This is a genomic window from Burkholderia gladioli (assembly GCF_000959725.1).
GTDB lineage: Bacteria > Pseudomonadota > Gammaproteobacteria > Burkholderiales > Burkholderiaceae > Burkholderia > Burkholderia gladioli.
Window position 1 is genome coordinate 1928849 of the sequence record NZ_CP009323.1, and the last position, 15289, is coordinate 1944137.

Here is a 15289-nt window from a genome sequence, read left to right on the forward strand (position 1 = left end):
TGTCGGGCGCGCCCCGCGCTAGGATGGGAGACTCAGGGCAGCGAGATCGTCAGGTTGGCCGATTCCGGCCCGACCTTGATGATCTGCGAATAGGGCGCCAGCGCCTTCAGCGTGTGATCGCGCAGATAGGCGTTGAGCCCCACGAAGGCCAGCAGGCCGACCAGCGCGAACACGGCGCCGATCGCCCACAGCGGCACCTCGCGCTTGAGGCGGTGCGCGATCTGGTCGGGCAGCGCCCAATGCGGCGCGAAAGGCGCGCGCTTGCCCTTCATCTGGGCGATCTCGTCGCCGATCCGCGCGGTCAGGTAGGCGAGCTTCTCCGGTCCCTCGAGCAGGTACTTGCCCTGGAAGCCCAGCAGCAGGCACATGTGGAACACCTCCAGCGACTGCAGGCGCGCCACGCCGTGCGCGCGGCATTCCTCCAGGTACTGGAAGAACTTCTCGCCGGCCAGTTGCTCGCCGAACAGCACCAGCTGCAGCGGGCGGCGCTCCCACTCGGCACGCACCTTGAACTGCGAGGACAGCACCGCCTCGTCGATCGCCGCGCAGAACGCGAACTTGGCGGCGTAGACGTCGTCGGCGCCGGCATTGAGCTTCTTCGCGCCGCGCTCGAAATCGGCCAGGAATTCCTGGATTCGCGTGCGGAACTCGTTCGCTTCGCCGGGCTCGCGACCGTTCTTCAGCAGGAACATCATGAAGAAGCCGTCATAGAGCAGGTCGAGCAGCGAGCGCGCCTGGAAGCTGGCGTCGGTCGACGAGGCCGAATGCGGGGCGGGGGGCGGCGTGGTGCCGCCGAACAGGGAGGGCGCGTAGCTCATGATGTGACGGCGATCAGTTCGAATTTGAGGTCGTTGATGCCCGAGGGCGCGTAGATCATCGCCGATTGCGATTGCAGCATCCGCTCATACAGCGGGCTGCGCGCATCGAGCGCGAAGTAGCAGGCGCCCGGGCGCACCGGAATCGCGGGCGGCACCTGCGGCGTGTAGGACAGGCGCACGCCCGGCATGGCCGACAGCACCAGCTTGTCGACATCGTCGGGCGCGCCGACCTTGAAACGCGCCGGCACCGCGTCGACCAGCTCGACCGAGGGCATGTCGGCCGACACGGCCAGGTAGAACTCGGTCTTGTCGTCGATCTTGCCGGAATCGAGGCGGCCGATATGGAACGAGGGCCGCACCTCCTCCAGCGTGATGGCGAAGTAGCGCGTCGAGATCACGGTCTCGAGCAGCTCGCGCAGCATGGTGTCCAGGCGCGCGAACGGCGGGCCCGGATCGTCGTGCCGGTAGGCCGGCAGGTCGGCCAGCGCGTACGACTTCGAGAAGGTCATCAACTGGCCGGCCAGGCGCAGCAGTTCCTGGAACAGCCGCTCCGGATGCAGCGCCGAATGCTGGTACAGGTGGGCGAGCGAGGCGAACGCGGCATTGGCCGTGTGTAGCAGCCAGAATGAGGCGATGTCGCCCGAGCGGAATTCGATGATGTTCTTGGTCGGCTCGCGGTGGAAGCCGTACAGCGCGTTGACCTTGGCCTGCAGCGCGTCGATCAGCTGGCGCAGCCGCTGCATCAGGACCCCCGAGGCCTCGATCGCCAGGCACGGCGGCACGAAGCTGTCGTCGAACTCGAAACCCGAGGTGGCGGTGCGGCGCACGCGTACCAGCGGGATCGCCAGCAACTGGTCGCGCGGCTCGCTGTGGGCGATCAGCTTGACGTTGGTCTTCAGGAAGGTGATGTCGGCGTCGGCCGCGTCGGTGAACTGGTCGGCGACCGGCGCGTTGTCGCTGGTGAAACGGCTCAGGAAACCGCCCTCGGCGTCCTCGACGTAGTTCGAGCCGGCCTCGCGCAGCGGGTGCAGGGCCAGGTAGAAGGTGAAATCGTTGATGCCCTCGGGCAGCGTGTCCAGCGCCACCGGCGGCGGCAGGTCGTCGGCCTGCGGCGCGGAGTAGAGCGCGCCGTCCGGGAAGATCAGCGACAGCTCCGACAGGCGCAGCACGTTGCTGCTGATCGCGTCGCGGTCGAGCTTCACCGAGCGCACGCCCCAGTTGTAAGGCTGGATCGCCTGCAGCGACTCGAACAGGCGCGCCTCGTGATACGCGTCCTGGCGTTGAAAGTGCTGCGGCCTCAGAAACAGGCCTTCACCCCACAGCACCTTGGCCGAATAACTCATGTCAAACCTTGAATGTGATTAGGATGCGGTTCGGTTAATCGCGCCCTGATTCATATAACTGTCAAACTTCTTTAATCGAGCTTGAATCGTCGTCGAGTCATTAATTACCGCAGCTGACTGATGAGAGCATATTCAGCTGCTGGGCCGGCATACCCTGCTGCGGCGCAATCACGCTGCCATCCGTCACGGTCATCGCGCAGTTGTGCAGGCCGATGATTATGCCGGATTTCTCCGATTTTGCCGGGTCGAAAGCCAGCTTCCAGCGCTGCATCGCGGGGCTGCGGAACAGCGCGACGATGCCGAACGCCTGCGCCTCGCGCGAGACCTTCTCGGTGGCGTTGTAGCGTTGCCCCGGGATCAGGGTGACCTCGCGCACGCCGAGCAGGTCGGCACCGAGCGCGGCCTTCTCCTTGGCCGGATCGGTGAAGGCGTCGAACGGCGCCTGCTGGAACGAGGTGGGGTCCTTCAGCGTATAGAGCCGCACCACCAGCGCCAGCGGCTTATTGTCATTGGCCGCGTTGAGGTTCGGCGCCGCGTAGAGGGTAATGCCTAAATTGCGCGGCGGCTTCTGCGCGTCGGGTACCTCGGGCTTGCCGAGACCGACCATCTGCAGGGCCGTGCTGCCGGCCGAACCGAGCAGCGGCACGGCCGCGGCGCAGCCTGCCAGTAAGGCGCAGGCCACGAGCGGCAGCGCGAAGCGGGGAAAGGACGGAGTCATCGTGAATCGAGGGCGACCAGAGTCGGATCCTGTCAGAAATGCCTGGCGTAGCGCGTGGTTTTTCGGTGTGAATGGCGCGGGCGTCCCAGTTGTTGAAGCCCCCGCGACTCCCTTTCATGTGTTCGGAAAAATTTTCTTCAATTTTGTCGCATTTACGAGTTTTTAAGTAAATGTTGCCAATCCCATTACTATCCGATTGCCCGGGCGGATTGCGTCAAGCCGTGTCCGGCGGCCTTCGCCGACGATTTAAATCGCTTCTCGCCGCATGGTCATTGAATTATGAAAAATTGATCGGTACTATACCCGCGCACTTGTACCAAAGCAAAACTACTGAATCTCAACGATTTAAAACTCCGCGCCCGGTGATAAAACGATGAAAGACCGACTGTTCGCAAGATTTTCCGCAGTAGTGGTGGCATGTGGCGTGGTGGCCGGCTGTGCGACGCAGCCGCCGGCACCGCCGACGCCCGAGGCATTCAACAAGTCGCTCGACGACGCCGACGCGGTGGCCAAGGCGGGTGACCAGGACAAGGCGATCGGCCTTTACCAGCAACTGGCCAAGTCCGACCCGACGCGCGAGGAGCCCTGGGCCCGCATCGCGCAGATCCAGTTCCAGCAGGGCCATTACGGCCAGGCGATCGTGGCGGCGCAGGAAGCGCTGCAGCGCGACAACAGCGACCGCCAGTCCAAGAGCGTGCTGGCGGTGGCCGGCCTGCGCATCGCCACCGAGTCGCTGGGCGAGCTGCGCCAGGATGCCTCGCTGGCCGGCGATGCCAAGTCCGACGCGCAGGCGCTGGCCAAGCAACTGCGCGACACGCTCGGCGAGGACGCGCTGTTCCCGCCCGAGCAGCAGGCCCAGAAACCGGCCGTCAAGCGCCACAAGATCTACCGCAAGCGCGCCGCGGCAGCACCGGCTCAGGCGCCTGCCGCCGATTCGTCGGCACCCGCGCCGGCCGCACCCGCGGCACCGGCCCCGGCCCCGGCCAAGCCCGCCGCGGCGGCGCCGGCCAAGGGCGGGGGCGACCCGTTCAGCGCGCTGCGTTAAGCGCGCCTCAACCACCACACGTTATCGGGAGCCGTCATGGCGAAAAAAGAAAGTATCCAGAAGCGCCTGCAAAAGGTACGGCCGCCCCGTGTGCAGCTGACCTACGAAGTCGAGCGCGGCGACGCGATCGAGGTGAAGGAACTGCCGTTCGTGGTCGGCGTGGTCGGCGACCTGGCCGGTCAGTCCGAGGTCGAGATGCCGAAGCTGCGCGACCGCAAGTTCGTCAACATCGATCGCGACAACTTCGACGACGTGATGAAGGCGATCGAGCCTCGCGCGGCCTACCAGGTCGAGAACAAACTCAGCGAGGAAGGCGGCAAGTTCGCCGTCGACCTCAAGTTCCGTTCGCTCGACGATTTCGATCCGGACCAGGTGGTCAACCAGATCGAACCGCTGCGCCGCCTGATCGAGGCGCGCTCGAAGCTGGCCGACCTGCGCAACAAGCTGGCCGGCAACGACAAGCTCGAGGACCTGCTGAGCGAAGTGCTCAGCAACACGCAGCAGTTGCAGGCGCTCGCGAAGCAGTCGGGCGGCGGCGACAAAGAGGGCGAATAAGCTACGGGGTGTGAGATGAATCAGCAAACGGCTGCGGCCCAACAGGCCGGTGCGCTCGAGGGCGCCGAAACCTCGCTGCTCGACGAGATCGTCGAGAAGAGCAAGGTCGCGAAATCGCAATCGGAGCACGCGCGCGCCAAGGACCTGATCGGCGAACTCGTGCATCAGGTGCTCGACGGCACGGTGATCGTGTCGGACAACCTCTCGGCGACCATCGACGCGCGCGTCGCCGAACTCGACCGGCTCATTTCCGCGCAGATGAGCGCGGTGATGCATGCGCCGGAATTCCAGAAGCTCGAGGGCACCTGGCGCGGCCTCGACTACCTGGTCTCGGAGAGCAATACCGGCTCGACCATCAAGATCAAGGCCCTGCACGCGCCCAAGCGCGAGCTGGTGCGCGACTTCAAGGCCGCCACCGAGTTCGACCAGAGCGCGCTGTTCAAGAAGGTCTACGAGGAAGAGTTCGGCACCTTCGGCGGCGCCCCGTTCGGCGCGCTGGTCGGCGATTACGAAATCTCGCGCCAGCCCGAGGACATGTACTTCATCGAGCAGATGTCGCACGTGGCCGCGGCCGCGCACGCGCCGTTCATCGCCTCGGCCGCGCCCGAGCTGATCGGCCTGGAGTCGTTCGCCGACCTGGGCAAGCCGCGCGACCTCGGCAAGGTGTTCGATACCGTCGAGTACGCGAAGTGGAAGTCGTTCCGCGACGCCGAGGATTCGCGCTACGTGGGCCTCACCCTGCCGCGCTTCCTGGGCCGCCTGCCGTTCCATCCGAAGGACGGCCAGACCGCCGAGAGCTTCAACTTCGTCGAGGACGTGGACGGTACCGACCACTCCAAGTACCTGTGGTGCAACGCCGCCTGGGCGTTCGCGGCGCGCCTGACGGCCGCCTTCGACGACTTCGGCTGGTGCGCGGCGATCCGCGGCGTGGAGGGCGGGGGCCTGGTGGAAGACCTGCCGACCCACACCTTCAAGACCGACGACGGCGAGATCGCGCTGAAGTGCCCGACCGAGATCGCGATCACCGACCGTCGCGAGAAGGAGCTGAGCGACCTCGGCTTCATCCCGCTGGTGCACTGCAAGAACTCCGACTATGCGGCCTTCTTCGCCGCGCAATCGGTCCAGAAACCCAAAAAATACAATACCGATAGCGCGAATGCGAACGCCGTGCTGTCCGCTCAACTCCAGTACATCTTCTCGGTGTCGCGCATCGCGCACTACCTGAAGGCGATGATGCGGGACAAGATCGGCAGCTTCGCCTCCGCGCAGAACGTGGAATCTTTCCTGAATCGCTGGATCTCCCAGTACGTGCTGCTGGACGACAACGCGACGCAGGAACAGAAAGCGCAGTTTCCGCTGCGCGAAGCATCCGTGCAGGTGTCCGAGATTCCGGGCAAGCCGGGTTCGTATCGTTCGGTCGCGTTCCTGCGTCCGCACTTCCAACTCGACGAGCTGTCGATCTCGCTGCGCCTGGTCGCGGATCTGCCCAAATCGGCAAATTCATAAGCGATTGAGTAGAAGTCGCTCGGGCGGGCCGCTCGGGTAGGAGTTGAAAACCACCTCTTTGGGGAGTCGAAGCGTCATGTTAGATATCTATCTGAATTTCGGGAATCCGGCGATCAAGGGCGAATCGCAGGACAAGGACCACGCCAACTGGATCGAGCTCAAGTCCTGGGACTGGTCGGTCACGCAACCGCGTTCGGCGACCTCGTCGACCTCGGGCGGCCACACGGCCGAGCGTTGCGAACACAGCGACATGGTGTTCACCAAGGAACTCGACATGGCCAGCCCGCTGCTGTACCAGCACGCGTCGGGCGGCACCACCTTCGATGAAGTCTCGATCGACTTCATGCGTTCGGACGGCGAAGGCAAGCGCGTCAAGTACCTCGAGATCAAGCTGAAGTACGTGATCATCTCGAGCGTCACGCCGAGCGTGCAGACCGAAGGCCTGCCGGTCGAGCAGTTCTCGCTGAAGTACGCTGCCGTGCAATGGAAGCAGACCAAGCAGAACATCGGCGGCAACCAGGGCGGCAACACGCAGGGCGCCTGGAGCCTGACCAAGAACGACAAGACCTACGCGGTCTGAGCGCGTGACGAAGACGGGGCACGCGGTGCCCCGTCTTTCGTTTTGCCCCGGTCGTCCAGCATCAGCCGTTGTGTAGCCCCGCCGTTCCATGAAACGTTTCGAGCCGAGTTTCCTCGACAAGCTGTTCGACGACGAACCGCATCAGCCGGCCTCGCCCGCGATGCGGCAATTGTCGCTGGACGAGCTGAAAAGCACGGTCGCCCGCGATGTCGAGTCGATCCTGAACACGCGCATCGCCCTGACCGACGAAGATCTCCATGCGCTGCCGGAATGCCAGCAATCGGTGCTGACCTACGGCCTCAACGATTTCGCGGGCCTGAGCCTCGCGAGCCACTACGACCGCGCCTTCATCTGCAAGTCGATCCAGCAGGCGATCGACCGGCACGAGCCGCGCCTGCGGCAGGTGGCGGTATCGTTCGAACTGAACGAGCAATCCACCAATTCGCTGAATTTCGCGATTCGCGCGATGCTGGTCGTGCATCCGGCGCAGGAGCCCGTCAGTTTCGACGCGATGCTGCAGCCGTCCACATTGCAGTACTCGGTGACGCGCGGACGCGCCGCCAAGGTTTGACATCAATCCGGATCGCCGCGCGGGCTGCCTGACGCGGTGACGATCAGCCCCGCGAGGGGCGCCCTCGGGGAACATCGATGGAAGAGTTGCTGCCGTACTACGAGCGCGAATTATCGTTTTTACGGCGGTACTCGCACGAATTCGCCCGACGCTACCCGAAGATCGCCGCGCGCCTGGCGATGACCGGCGAGCATTGCGACGACCCGCACGTCGAGCGCATGATCGAGTCCTTCGCGCTGCTGGGCGCGCGCATCAACAAGAAGCTCGACGACGACTACCCGGAATTCACCGAGGCGCTGGTCGACGTGCTGTATCCGCACTACCTGCGCTCGTTCCCGTCCTGTTCGATCGCGCAGTTCACGCCGAGCGCCAACGTCTCGCAGCAGACCGCGCCGCATCGGGTGGCGCGCGGCACCGAGCTGAAGAGCCGCGCGATCCGTGGCGTGCAATGCCAGTTCCGCACCGCCTACGACGTGACGATCGCGCCGATCCGCATCTCCGAGGCGCGCTATTCCTCGATCGCCGCCGCGCCGGCCGCCACCGTGCTGCCCGGCAACGCCACCGGCGTGATCTCGATCACCTTCGAATCGATGGCGCCGCAGTTCGACCTGGCCGGGCTCAAGCTGCAGACGCTGCGCGCCCACCTGCACGGCGAGCAGTCCTTCGTCGCCGCGCTGGCCGACTGCCTGTTCATCAACACGCTCGCCACCTATGTCGAGCCCGAGCGCAACGGCCGCTGGACCGCGCTGCGCAGCTCGCCCGTCACCCAGGCCGGCTTCGAGGAGCATGACGCGCTGATCGACTACCCGTCGCGCTCGCACCCGGCCTACCGCCTGCTGACCGAATACTTCGCGTTCCCCGACAAGTTCGACTTCGTCGATTTCGACCTGGCCGCGATGACGCGCCGCGCCGGCCCCTGCCACCGCCTGACCCTGCACATCGTGCTGGCCGACGTGCGCAGCGACTCGCACGTGGCGCGGCTGCTCGACATGCTGAGCGCGACCCACCTGCGCCTGTTCTGCACGCCGGTGGTCAACCTGTTCAAGCAGAACGGCGAGCCGATCCGCATCGACCACCAGAGCGTTTCCTACCCGGTGATCGCCGAGGCGCGCCGCGCCTTCGCCTACGAGGTCTATTCGATCGATTCGGTGCACCTGGTGCGCCAGACCGCGCACGAGGAATCGGTGGTCGAGTTCCGGCCCTTCTATTCGCTGCACCATGGCGAGGCCGGGCATGTCGGCCATTACTGGTTCGCGCGCCGCAACGACTGGGTGGCCCAGCACAGCCCCGGCTACGAGACCGAGATCTCGATCGTCGACATCGACTTCGAGCCTTCCGCGCCGCAGACCGACACGCTGAGCCTGCGCCTGACCTGCACCAACCGCGACCTGCCGGCGGGGCTGGCCACCGGCCTGGCCGGCGGCGACCTGTTCGCCGACGGCGGCGCCGATTTCGGCGACATCACGATGCTGCGCCGGCCCAGCCCCAGCGTGCGTTTCGCGCGCGGGCGCGCCGCCCACTGGCGGCTGATCTCGCACCTGGCGCTGAACCACGTGTCGCTGGCCAACGACGGCCTGGCGCCGCTCAAGGAACTGCTCACGCTCTACGACCTGCGCCGCTCGGCGGTCTCGACCCGGCATATCGACGGGCTGGTGGCGATCGAGCAGCGCGGTGCCGTGCAATGGCTGCCCGGCAAGCCCTTCGCGACCTTCGTGCGCGGTATCGAGATCCGCCTGACGATCGACGAGGAGCATTTCGTCGGCACCAGCCTGGCGTCCTTCGTGCGGATGCTCGACGCCTTCTTCGGCCTCTACGTCCACCTCAACAGCTTTGTCCAATTGATCGTCGTGTCCAAGCGCACCGGCGAGGAGATCATGCGATGCAAACCGCGCAGCGGCGAATCGATCCTGGCGTAGTCGAGCAGTTCCTCGACGAGCCGTATCGCTTCGAGTTCTTCCAGGCGGTGCGGCTGCTCGAAACCTGGTTCGCCCGGCGCGACCCGGAGAAGCCCGACGCGCTGCGCCCCGGCGAGATCGTCGAGCGGCGGGTGCTGTTCCGCAACTCGCTGTCGCTCGGTTTCCCGCCCAGCGAGATCGAGCGCGCGCAGTCCTTCGACGCGGCCGGCGAGCGGGTGGACGAGGAGGCGCATCGCGCCGCCGTCGAGGACGAGCAGGTCGACCGCGTCGAGATCGTGCCGGCCTTCTTCGGGCTGCTGGGCGGGCAGGGCGCGCTGCCGCATCACTACACCGAGCAGATCATCGCGCGCGAGCAGTTGAAGCGCGACCACGCCGCGCGCGCCTTCTTCGACGTGTTCTCGAACCGCGCCACCGCGCTGTTCTATTCGGCCTGGAAGAAGTACCGCCTGCCCCTGCATTACGAGCTCGACCGCGACGAGCGCTACCTGCCGCTGCTGCTGTCGCTGGCCGGCGTGTCGAATCCCGATGCGCGGCGCGCCATGCAGGAAGGCAAGGGTGCGGTGATCGACGAGGCCATCGCCGGTTACGCGCTGGCCGCGCGCCATCGGCCGGTGTCGGCCGCCTACCTGCAGCGCACCTTGTCGGACTATTTCCAGGTGTCGATCCGCGTCGACCAGTTCGTCGGCAAGTGGTACGACGTGCCGCCCGACCAACTGAGCGTGCTGGGCGAGGTCAATGCCACGCTGGGCGCGACCGCGCTGGTCGGCGAGCGGGTCTGGCAGCGCGACATGCGCGCCCGGCTGGTGGTGGGGCCGCTGTCCAAGCGCGACTACGAGGCCTTCCTGCCCGGTGGTGATCGCGCCATCGCACTCGAGCGCATGCTGACGCTGCTGGCCGGCATCACGCTCGAATACGAGATCTCGCTGGTGCTCAAGCGCGCCGAGGTCGGCCCGACCATCCTCGGCAGCGGCGGGCGGCTCGGCTGGGACGCTTTCCTCTGCACCCACGAGGCCGAGCGCGATCGCGCCGACGCGCGCTACGAACTGCATGTGATCCATTGAGCGGCGGCCCGCACCGGGCCCAAGCCAAGCAACAACACCGAACCAACACCGAGCGAACCCGAGAGCGACCGACCTCATGAGCACGCCACTCAAGACCCTGATTGCGAAACTGAACCCGACCTGCCGCAAGGCGGCCGAACGCGCGGCGAGCCTGTGTTTCGCGCGCGGCCACTACGAGGTCGATCTCGAGCACTTGTTCGTCGCGCTGCTCGACGAGACCAGCGGCGACATGCCGGTGGTGCTGCGCGCCAGCGGCGTCGATCCGCATGCGCTGCGCGCCGACCTCGAACGCGAGCTGGAGAGCCTCAAGCGCGGCAACACGCGCACGCCGGTGTTCTCGGTGCACCTGAGCGAGCTGTTCGAGCAGGCCTGGCTGATCGCCTCGCTGGACGCGCAGATCGGGCGGATCCGCTCGGGCCACCTGCTGCTCGCGCTGCTGAGCGCGCCCGACCTGGCGCAGTTCGCGCAGCGCATGTCGCCGCAGTTCGCGCGCGTGCGCGTGACCGACCTCAAGCACAAGTTCGACGAGATCACGGCCGGCTCGAACGAGGCCGAGCCGCGCGAGGCCGATGCCGGCGCCGGCGACCAGACCGACGTGGCGGCCGAGGCGGCGGCCGGCGCCGCGGGCGGCCCGTCGAAGACGCCCGCGCTCGACACCTACACCACCAACCTCACGCAGCGCGCCAGGGAAGGCAAGATCGACCCGGTGATCGGCCGTGACGCCGAGATTCGCCAGGCGATCGACATCCTGATGCGGCGCCGCCAGAACAACCCGATCATGACCGGCGAGGCCGGGGTCGGGAAGACCGCCGTGGTGGAGGGGCTGGCGCTGCGCATCGCCGCCGGCGACGTGCCGCCGCCTCTGGCCGGCGTGGCGCTGCACGTGCTCGACATGGGCCTGCTGCAGGCCGGCGCGAGCGTGAAGGGCGAGTTCGAGAACCGCCTGAAGAGCGTGATCGACGAGGTCAAGAAGAGCGCGCACCCGATCATCCTGTTCATCGACGAGGCCCACACCATCATCGGCGCGGGCGGCCAGGCCGGGCAGAACGATGCGGCCAACCTGCTCAAGCCGGCGCTGGCGCGCGGCGAGCTGCGCACCATCGCGGCCACCACCTGGAGCGAGTACAAGAAGTACTTCGAGAAGGATGCCGCCTTGGCGCGGCGCTTCCAGGTGGTCAAGATCGAGGAACCCAGCGAGCCGCTGGCGGCCGCCATGCTGCGCGGCATGGCCGGGCTGATGGAGCGCCACTTCAACGTGCGCATCCTCGACGACGCGATCACCGAGGCGGTGCGGCTCTCGCATCGCTACATCAGCGGCCGGCAACTGCCCGACAAGGCGATCAGCGTGCTCGACACCGCCTGCGCGAAGGTTGCGCTGGCGCAGAGCGCGACGCCGGCCGTGATCGACGACACCAGCAAGCGCCTGGAGCGCACCGACGCCGAGATCGCCTCGCTGGAGCGCGAGGTGGCCGGCGGCGCTTCGCACGAGGAACGGCTGGCGGTGCTGCGGGTGGCGCGCGAGGCCGATGTGGCCGCGCTGGAGACGGCCCGGCGGCGTTATGCCGAGGAGCAGGCGGTGGTGGCCGAGATCGTCGCGCTGCGCGCGAGGATCGACGCGGCGCGCGAGGGCTCGGCCGAGGGCGAACGCATCGACGAGGACGCGGTGCGCGCCGAGCTGGCCGAGCGTATCGCCGCGCTGGCGGCCCTGCAGGGCGTCGAGCCGATGGTGCCGCTGCAGGTCGACGGCCACGTGGTGGCCGAGATCGTCGCGGCCTGGACCGGCATCCCGCTCGGGCGCATGGTCAAGGACGAGATCGAGACCGTGATGAATCTCAATGCCCTGCTCGGCGCGCGCGTGATCGGCCAGGACCACGCGCTCGACGCGGTGGCGCAGCGCGTGCGCACCGCCACCGCCGGGCTGGAGGATCCGAACAAGCCGCGCGGCGTGTTCATGTTCGTCGGGCCCTCGGGCGTCGGCAAGACCGAGACGGCGCTGGCGCTGGCCGACGTGCTCTACGGCGGCGAGCGCAAGATGGTCACCATCAACATGAGCGAGTACCAGGAGGCGCACAGCGTGTCGGGCCTGAAGGGCTCGCCGCCGGGTTACGTCGGCTACGGCGAGGGCGGCGTGCTGACCGAGGCGGTGCGCCGCAATCCCTATTCGGTGGTGCTGCTCGACGAGGTCGAGAAGGCTCACCCGGACGTGCTGGAGATGTTCTTCCAGGTGTTCGACAAGGGCGCGATGGACGACGCCGAGGGCCGCGAGATCGACTTCCGCAACACCCTGATCATCCTGACCTCGAACGTCGGCTCGAGCCAGGTGATGCAGGCCTGCCTGAACAAGCCGGAAGAGGAGCTGCCGGACCCCGACGCGCTCGCCGAGACGCTGCGCCCGGCGCTCTACAAGGCCTTCAAGCCGGCCTTCCTGGGCCGCATGAAGGTGGTGCCCTATTACCCGATCTCGGACGAGGTGCTGGTCGAGATCATCGAGCTGAAGCTGGATCGCATCCGCCGCCGCATCGAAGCCAACCACAAGGCCGCCTTCGAGTGGGACGAGTCGCTGGTGGAGGCGGTGCTGGCGCGCTGCACCGAGGTCGATTCGGGCGCCCGCAACGTCGACCACATCCTCAATGGCACGCTGCTGCCCGAGATCGCCGGCCACGTGCTGGAGCGGCTCGCCGACGGCACCGCGCTCAAGCGCATCGCGGTGCGCGCCAGCGAGGCCGGCGAATTCGAGTACACGGTGGAGTAAGCTGTCGTTCGTCGCGCGTGGCTGGGCCCGTCGAATCGAGCCGGCCGCGCGAGCCCGAGTTTCCCGAAGCATCCCGGCGGTGCCCCGCGCGCGAGGCGCCGCCGCTTTCCGAGTCGTTTCGAGTAGTCACCACGATCATGCCGATTCACGTCACCGCGCTTCTGGCGCCCCTCAGCGAGGCCTCGCCCTGCGGCGAGGACCTGCTGTTCTCGTCCGAATTCGACGCGATCCAGCACGCGCGCAAATTCGACGATCCCTCGCTCGACCAGGGCGAATGGATCACCGAAATCAAGGAAGCCGACTGGGGCTTCGTGGTCGAGCAGTCGGTCGAGCTGCTCGGCACGCGCACCAAGGACCTGCGCCTGGCGGTCTGGCTCACCGAGGCGCTGGCGATCCAGGACGGCGTGGGCGGGCTGACCCAGGGCTACGAGCTGCTGGCGGGGCTGGTGCATACCTGGTGGGACCAGGTGCATCCGCTGCCCGAGGGCGACGACGCCGAATACCGGCTCGGCAATGTCGGCTGGCTGTCCGGGCGCACCGCCGAGCTGCTGCGCACCGTCGCGCTGACCGACGGCTCGGGCAGCGCCTATACCGCGCTCGACTGGGAGGTGGCGCAGCACGTCGCGCAGGCGGTACGGCGCGACCCCGACAATGCCCACGAGATCTCGCGCAACAAGCCCGCGGTCGAGCAGATCGAGGCCTCCAAGCGGATGACCTCGGTGGCCTTCTACGCCACGCTGCTGGCCAAGCTGACGGCGTTCCGCGCCGCGCTCGACGCGCTCGACGACGAGCTCGAGCGGCGCGCCGGCAATGCCGCGCCGAGCTTCCGCCAGGCGCGCGAGGCCTACGAGTCGGTGCGCATGCTGGCCGAGCGCTTCGCCAGGGAGCAGGGTTACGTGGCCGAGGCGCAGCCGGTGGCGCCGCCGCCCGCGCAGCCCGGCCAGGGCGCCCCGCTCGAACGCGCCGAACCCAGCTTCAAGACCCCGCTTTCCCCGGAGCCGATCGCACCGATGCCCCACGCCCAGCCCGTTCAGCCCGTCCCGGTCCAGGTCGCCGCGCCGACCGTGATCGCCGGCATCCAGAATCGCGCGCAGGCCGTCGAGCAGTTGCGCGCCGTCGCCAAGTATTTCCGCGCCACCGAGCCGCACAGCCCGGTCGCCTATCTCGCCGACAAGGCCGCCGAATGGGCCGACATGCCGCTGCACCAGTGGCTGGCCTCGGTGGTGAAAGACGACGGCTCGCTGTCGCATATCCGCGAGCTGCTGGGCCTGAAGCCCGACGAGAACAACTGAGCGGGCGCCGCCTCGCGCGGCGGGCTCCATGAGAAAACGGCACCGGCGGGAGATCCCGTCGGTGCCGTTGTCGTTTCCGGCCTTGCTGAGCGCTTACTGGCTGACGCGGAACTCGATGCGGCGGTTGCGCGCCCGCCCGTCGGCGGTGTCGTTCGAGGCGATCGGCTGGTCCGGACCCACGCCGGTGGTGGTCAACTGCTGCGAGGCGATGCCCTTGGCCACCAGGTAGCCCTTCACCGCATCGGCGCGCGCCTGGCTCAGCGAGATGTTGGTGGCGCGGTTACCCGAGTTGTCGGTGTGGCCGATGATGGTGACCTGCCGGTTCGCCAGCTTGCTCATCGCGTCGGCCATCTGGTCCAGGATCGCGCGGCCCTGCGGGGTCAGCGTGGCGCTGCCGGTCTCGAACTCGATGGTACGGTTGGCCAGCGTCTGGTCGAGGATGCCCTGCTCGGAGGCGCTCACGCGCAGCGCGTTGCGGATCGTGTAGGTCGGGTTCAGCTGGTTGGCCATGTCGCTGGCCACCTGCTGGCGCAGCGCCTCGTTGCGGACCTCGCCCCTCACGTCGATCGAGGTGCCGTCGATCTTCAGCTGTCCCTTGCTGATCTGCTTCAGTTGCGGGCCGATCAGCTTCTGCACGTTGGCACTCCAGTTCGGCGGGGTGGTGACGTCGCCCACCTCGATCTGGTCGACCACGTTGCCGGCGCCGTAGGTGTCGCGCAGCTTCTGCAGCACGGCCGCCTTGGTGGCCTCGTCGGGCACCTTGCCGCCGGCCACCACCTGGCCCGGCGTGGCATTGGCCGGCGCCGGGGCCGACACGGTCGCGCCGGTGCCGGCGCCGGTGGCCTGGCCGCCGCCCGCGCCGTTCGCGACATTGGTGCCGGTCAGCACCGTGCCACCCTGGGCGGTGCCGCCCAGCGCGCCGGCCGCGGCCGGCTGCATGGCGCCGCCGGCCGGCGGGATCAGGGTGGTGCGCACCGTCACGCCGCTGGTGTCGACGCGCGTGACGGTGGCGGGGCCCGCGTTGTCGGCGAAGGCGGCGCCGGGGCCGGCGAGCGCCGCGCCGAGCGCCAGCAGGGACAGCGTGGAAAGCGCGGCCGGCAGCAGGCGCCGGCGGTACGCGGAGGTCGTCATG

Annotated in this window: 13 protein-coding genes; 9 read left to right on the forward strand and 4 right to left on the reverse strand. The window is 67.5% G+C overall.

Features of this window, described 5'->3' with window-relative positions; translation table 11 throughout:
• Positions 1-32: 32 nt before the first annotated feature.
• The 3 genes from icmH to tssJ form a co-directional block, all read right to left on the reverse strand.
• Complete coding sequence (gene icmH, locus BM43_RS25670) at positions 33-818, reverse strand: type IVB secretion system protein IcmH/DotU (protein ID WP_013696459.1); 786 nt, start codon at positions 816-818, stop codon at positions 33-35.
• A complete protein-coding gene (gene tssK / locus BM43_RS25675; RefSeq protein WP_036048467.1) occupies positions 815-2161 on the reverse strand; it encodes a type VI secretion system baseplate subunit TssK in 1347 nt (448 codons plus the stop codon). Before tssK ends, icmH begins: the two co-directional genes overlap by 4 nt.
• Positions 2162-2261: 100 nt before the next feature.
• The gene (gene tssJ, locus BM43_RS25680; RefSeq protein WP_036048466.1) at positions 2262-2879 is read right to left on the reverse strand and encodes a type VI secretion system lipoprotein TssJ; all 618 of its coding nucleotides are present in this window, start codon (positions 2877-2879) and stop codon (positions 2262-2264) included.
• Positions 2880-3252: 373 nt separating this feature from the next.
• Between tssJ and BM43_RS25685 the strand changes: the two genes are divergently transcribed.
• The 9 genes from BM43_RS25685 (at position 3253) to tssA (ending at position 14157) form a co-directional block, all read left to right on the forward strand.
• Positions 3253-3924, forward strand: coding sequence for a tetratricopeptide repeat protein (locus tag BM43_RS25685; RefSeq protein ID WP_042284862.1), 672 nt, complete (start codon positions 3253-3255; stop codon positions 3922-3924).
• Between the two features lie 36 nt (positions 3925-3960).
• A complete protein-coding gene (gene tssB, locus BM43_RS25690) occupies positions 3961-4479 on the forward strand; it encodes a type VI secretion system contractile sheath small subunit (RefSeq protein ID WP_013696463.1) in 519 nt (172 codons plus the stop codon).
• Positions 4480-4494: 15 nt separating this feature from the next.
• Entirely contained in the window at positions 4495-5985 is a 1491-nt protein-coding gene (gene tssC / locus BM43_RS25695) for a type VI secretion system contractile sheath large subunit (RefSeq protein WP_013696464.1), read from the forward strand.
• Between the two features lie 76 nt (positions 5986-6061).
• Positions 6062-6565, forward strand: a complete 504-nt coding sequence (locus tag BM43_RS25700; protein ID WP_013696465.1) for an Hcp family type VI secretion system effector — start codon at positions 6062-6064, stop codon at positions 6563-6565.
• A gap of 88 nt (positions 6566-6653) precedes the next feature.
• On the forward strand, positions 6654-7136 hold the full coding sequence (gene tssE, locus BM43_RS25705; protein WP_013696466.1) for a type VI secretion system baseplate subunit TssE: 483 nt from the start codon (positions 6654-6656) through the stop codon (positions 7134-7136).
• A gap of 77 nt (positions 7137-7213) precedes the next feature.
• Positions 7214-9052: a type VI secretion system baseplate subunit TssF gene (gene tssF / locus BM43_RS25710; RefSeq protein WP_036048462.1), complete on the forward strand. Its 1839-nt coding sequence runs from the start codon at positions 7214-7216 to the stop codon at positions 9050-9052.
• Positions 9016-10113 (forward strand): type VI secretion system baseplate subunit TssG, encoded by a 1098-nt coding sequence (tssG, locus tag BM43_RS25715; RefSeq protein WP_017918328.1) that lies wholly within the window; start codon positions 9016-9018, stop codon positions 10111-10113. Before tssF ends, tssG begins: the two co-directional genes overlap by 37 nt.
• Before the next feature lie 76 nt (positions 10114-10189).
• Entirely contained in the window at positions 10190-12865 is a 2676-nt protein-coding gene (gene tssH / locus BM43_RS25720; protein ID WP_036048458.1) for a type VI secretion system ATPase TssH, read from the forward strand.
• 137 nt (positions 12866-13002) lie between these two features.
• A complete protein-coding gene (gene tssA / locus BM43_RS25725) occupies positions 13003-14157 on the forward strand; it encodes a type VI secretion system protein TssA (RefSeq protein ID WP_036048455.1) in 1155 nt (384 codons plus the stop codon).
• Between the two features lie 93 nt (positions 14158-14250).
• Here the strand turns inward: tssA and BM43_RS25730 are convergent, their stop codons facing one another.
• A complete protein-coding gene (locus BM43_RS25730) occupies positions 14251-15288 on the reverse strand; it encodes an OmpA family protein (protein WP_042284858.1) in 1038 nt (345 codons plus the stop codon).
• Position 15289: the final 1 nt, after the last annotated feature.

What these genes read in the sequence shown, in the direction of transcription:
- tssE (WP_013696466.1), top strand. Translation starts at nt 6,654, where the DNA reads ATGAAACGTTTCGAGCCGAGTTTCCTCGACAAGCTGTTCGACGACGAA.
- tssB (WP_013696463.1), top strand. Translation starts at nt 3,961, where the DNA reads ATGGCGAAAAAAGAAAGTATCCAGAAGCGCCTGCAAAAGGTACGGCCG.
- BM43_RS25730 (WP_042284858.1), bottom strand. Translation starts at nt 15,288, where the DNA reads ATGACGACCTCCGCGTACCGCCGGCGCCTGCTGCCGGCCGCGCTTTCC.
- tssC (WP_013696464.1), top strand. Translation starts at nt 4,495, where the DNA reads ATGAATCAGCAAACGGCTGCGGCCCAACAGGCCGGTGCGCTCGAGGGC.
- icmH (WP_013696459.1), bottom strand. Translation starts at nt 818, where the DNA reads ATGAGCTACGCGCCCTCCCTGTTCGGCGGCACCACGCCGCCCCCCGCC.
- tssK (WP_036048467.1), bottom strand. Translation starts at nt 2,161, where the DNA reads ATGAGTTATTCGGCCAAGGTGCTGTGGGGTGAAGGCCTGTTTCTGAGG.
- tssF (WP_036048462.1), top strand. Translation starts at nt 7,214, where the DNA reads ATGGAAGAGTTGCTGCCGTACTACGAGCGCGAATTATCGTTTTTACGG.
- tssJ (WP_036048466.1), bottom strand. Translation starts at nt 2,879, where the DNA reads ATGACTCCGTCCTTTCCCCGCTTCGCGCTGCCGCTCGTGGCCTGCGCC.
- BM43_RS25685 (WP_042284862.1), top strand. Translation starts at nt 3,253, where the DNA reads ATGAAAGACCGACTGTTCGCAAGATTTTCCGCAGTAGTGGTGGCATGT.
- BM43_RS25700 (WP_013696465.1), top strand. Translation starts at nt 6,062, where the DNA reads ATGTTAGATATCTATCTGAATTTCGGGAATCCGGCGATCAAGGGCGAA.
- tssG (WP_017918328.1), top strand. Translation starts at nt 9,016, where the DNA reads ATGCAAACCGCGCAGCGGCGAATCGATCCTGGCGTAGTCGAGCAGTTC.
- tssA (WP_036048455.1), top strand. Translation starts at nt 13,003, where the DNA reads ATGCCGATTCACGTCACCGCGCTTCTGGCGCCCCTCAGCGAGGCCTCG.
- tssH (WP_036048458.1), top strand. Translation starts at nt 10,190, where the DNA reads ATGAGCACGCCACTCAAGACCCTGATTGCGAAACTGAACCCGACCTGC.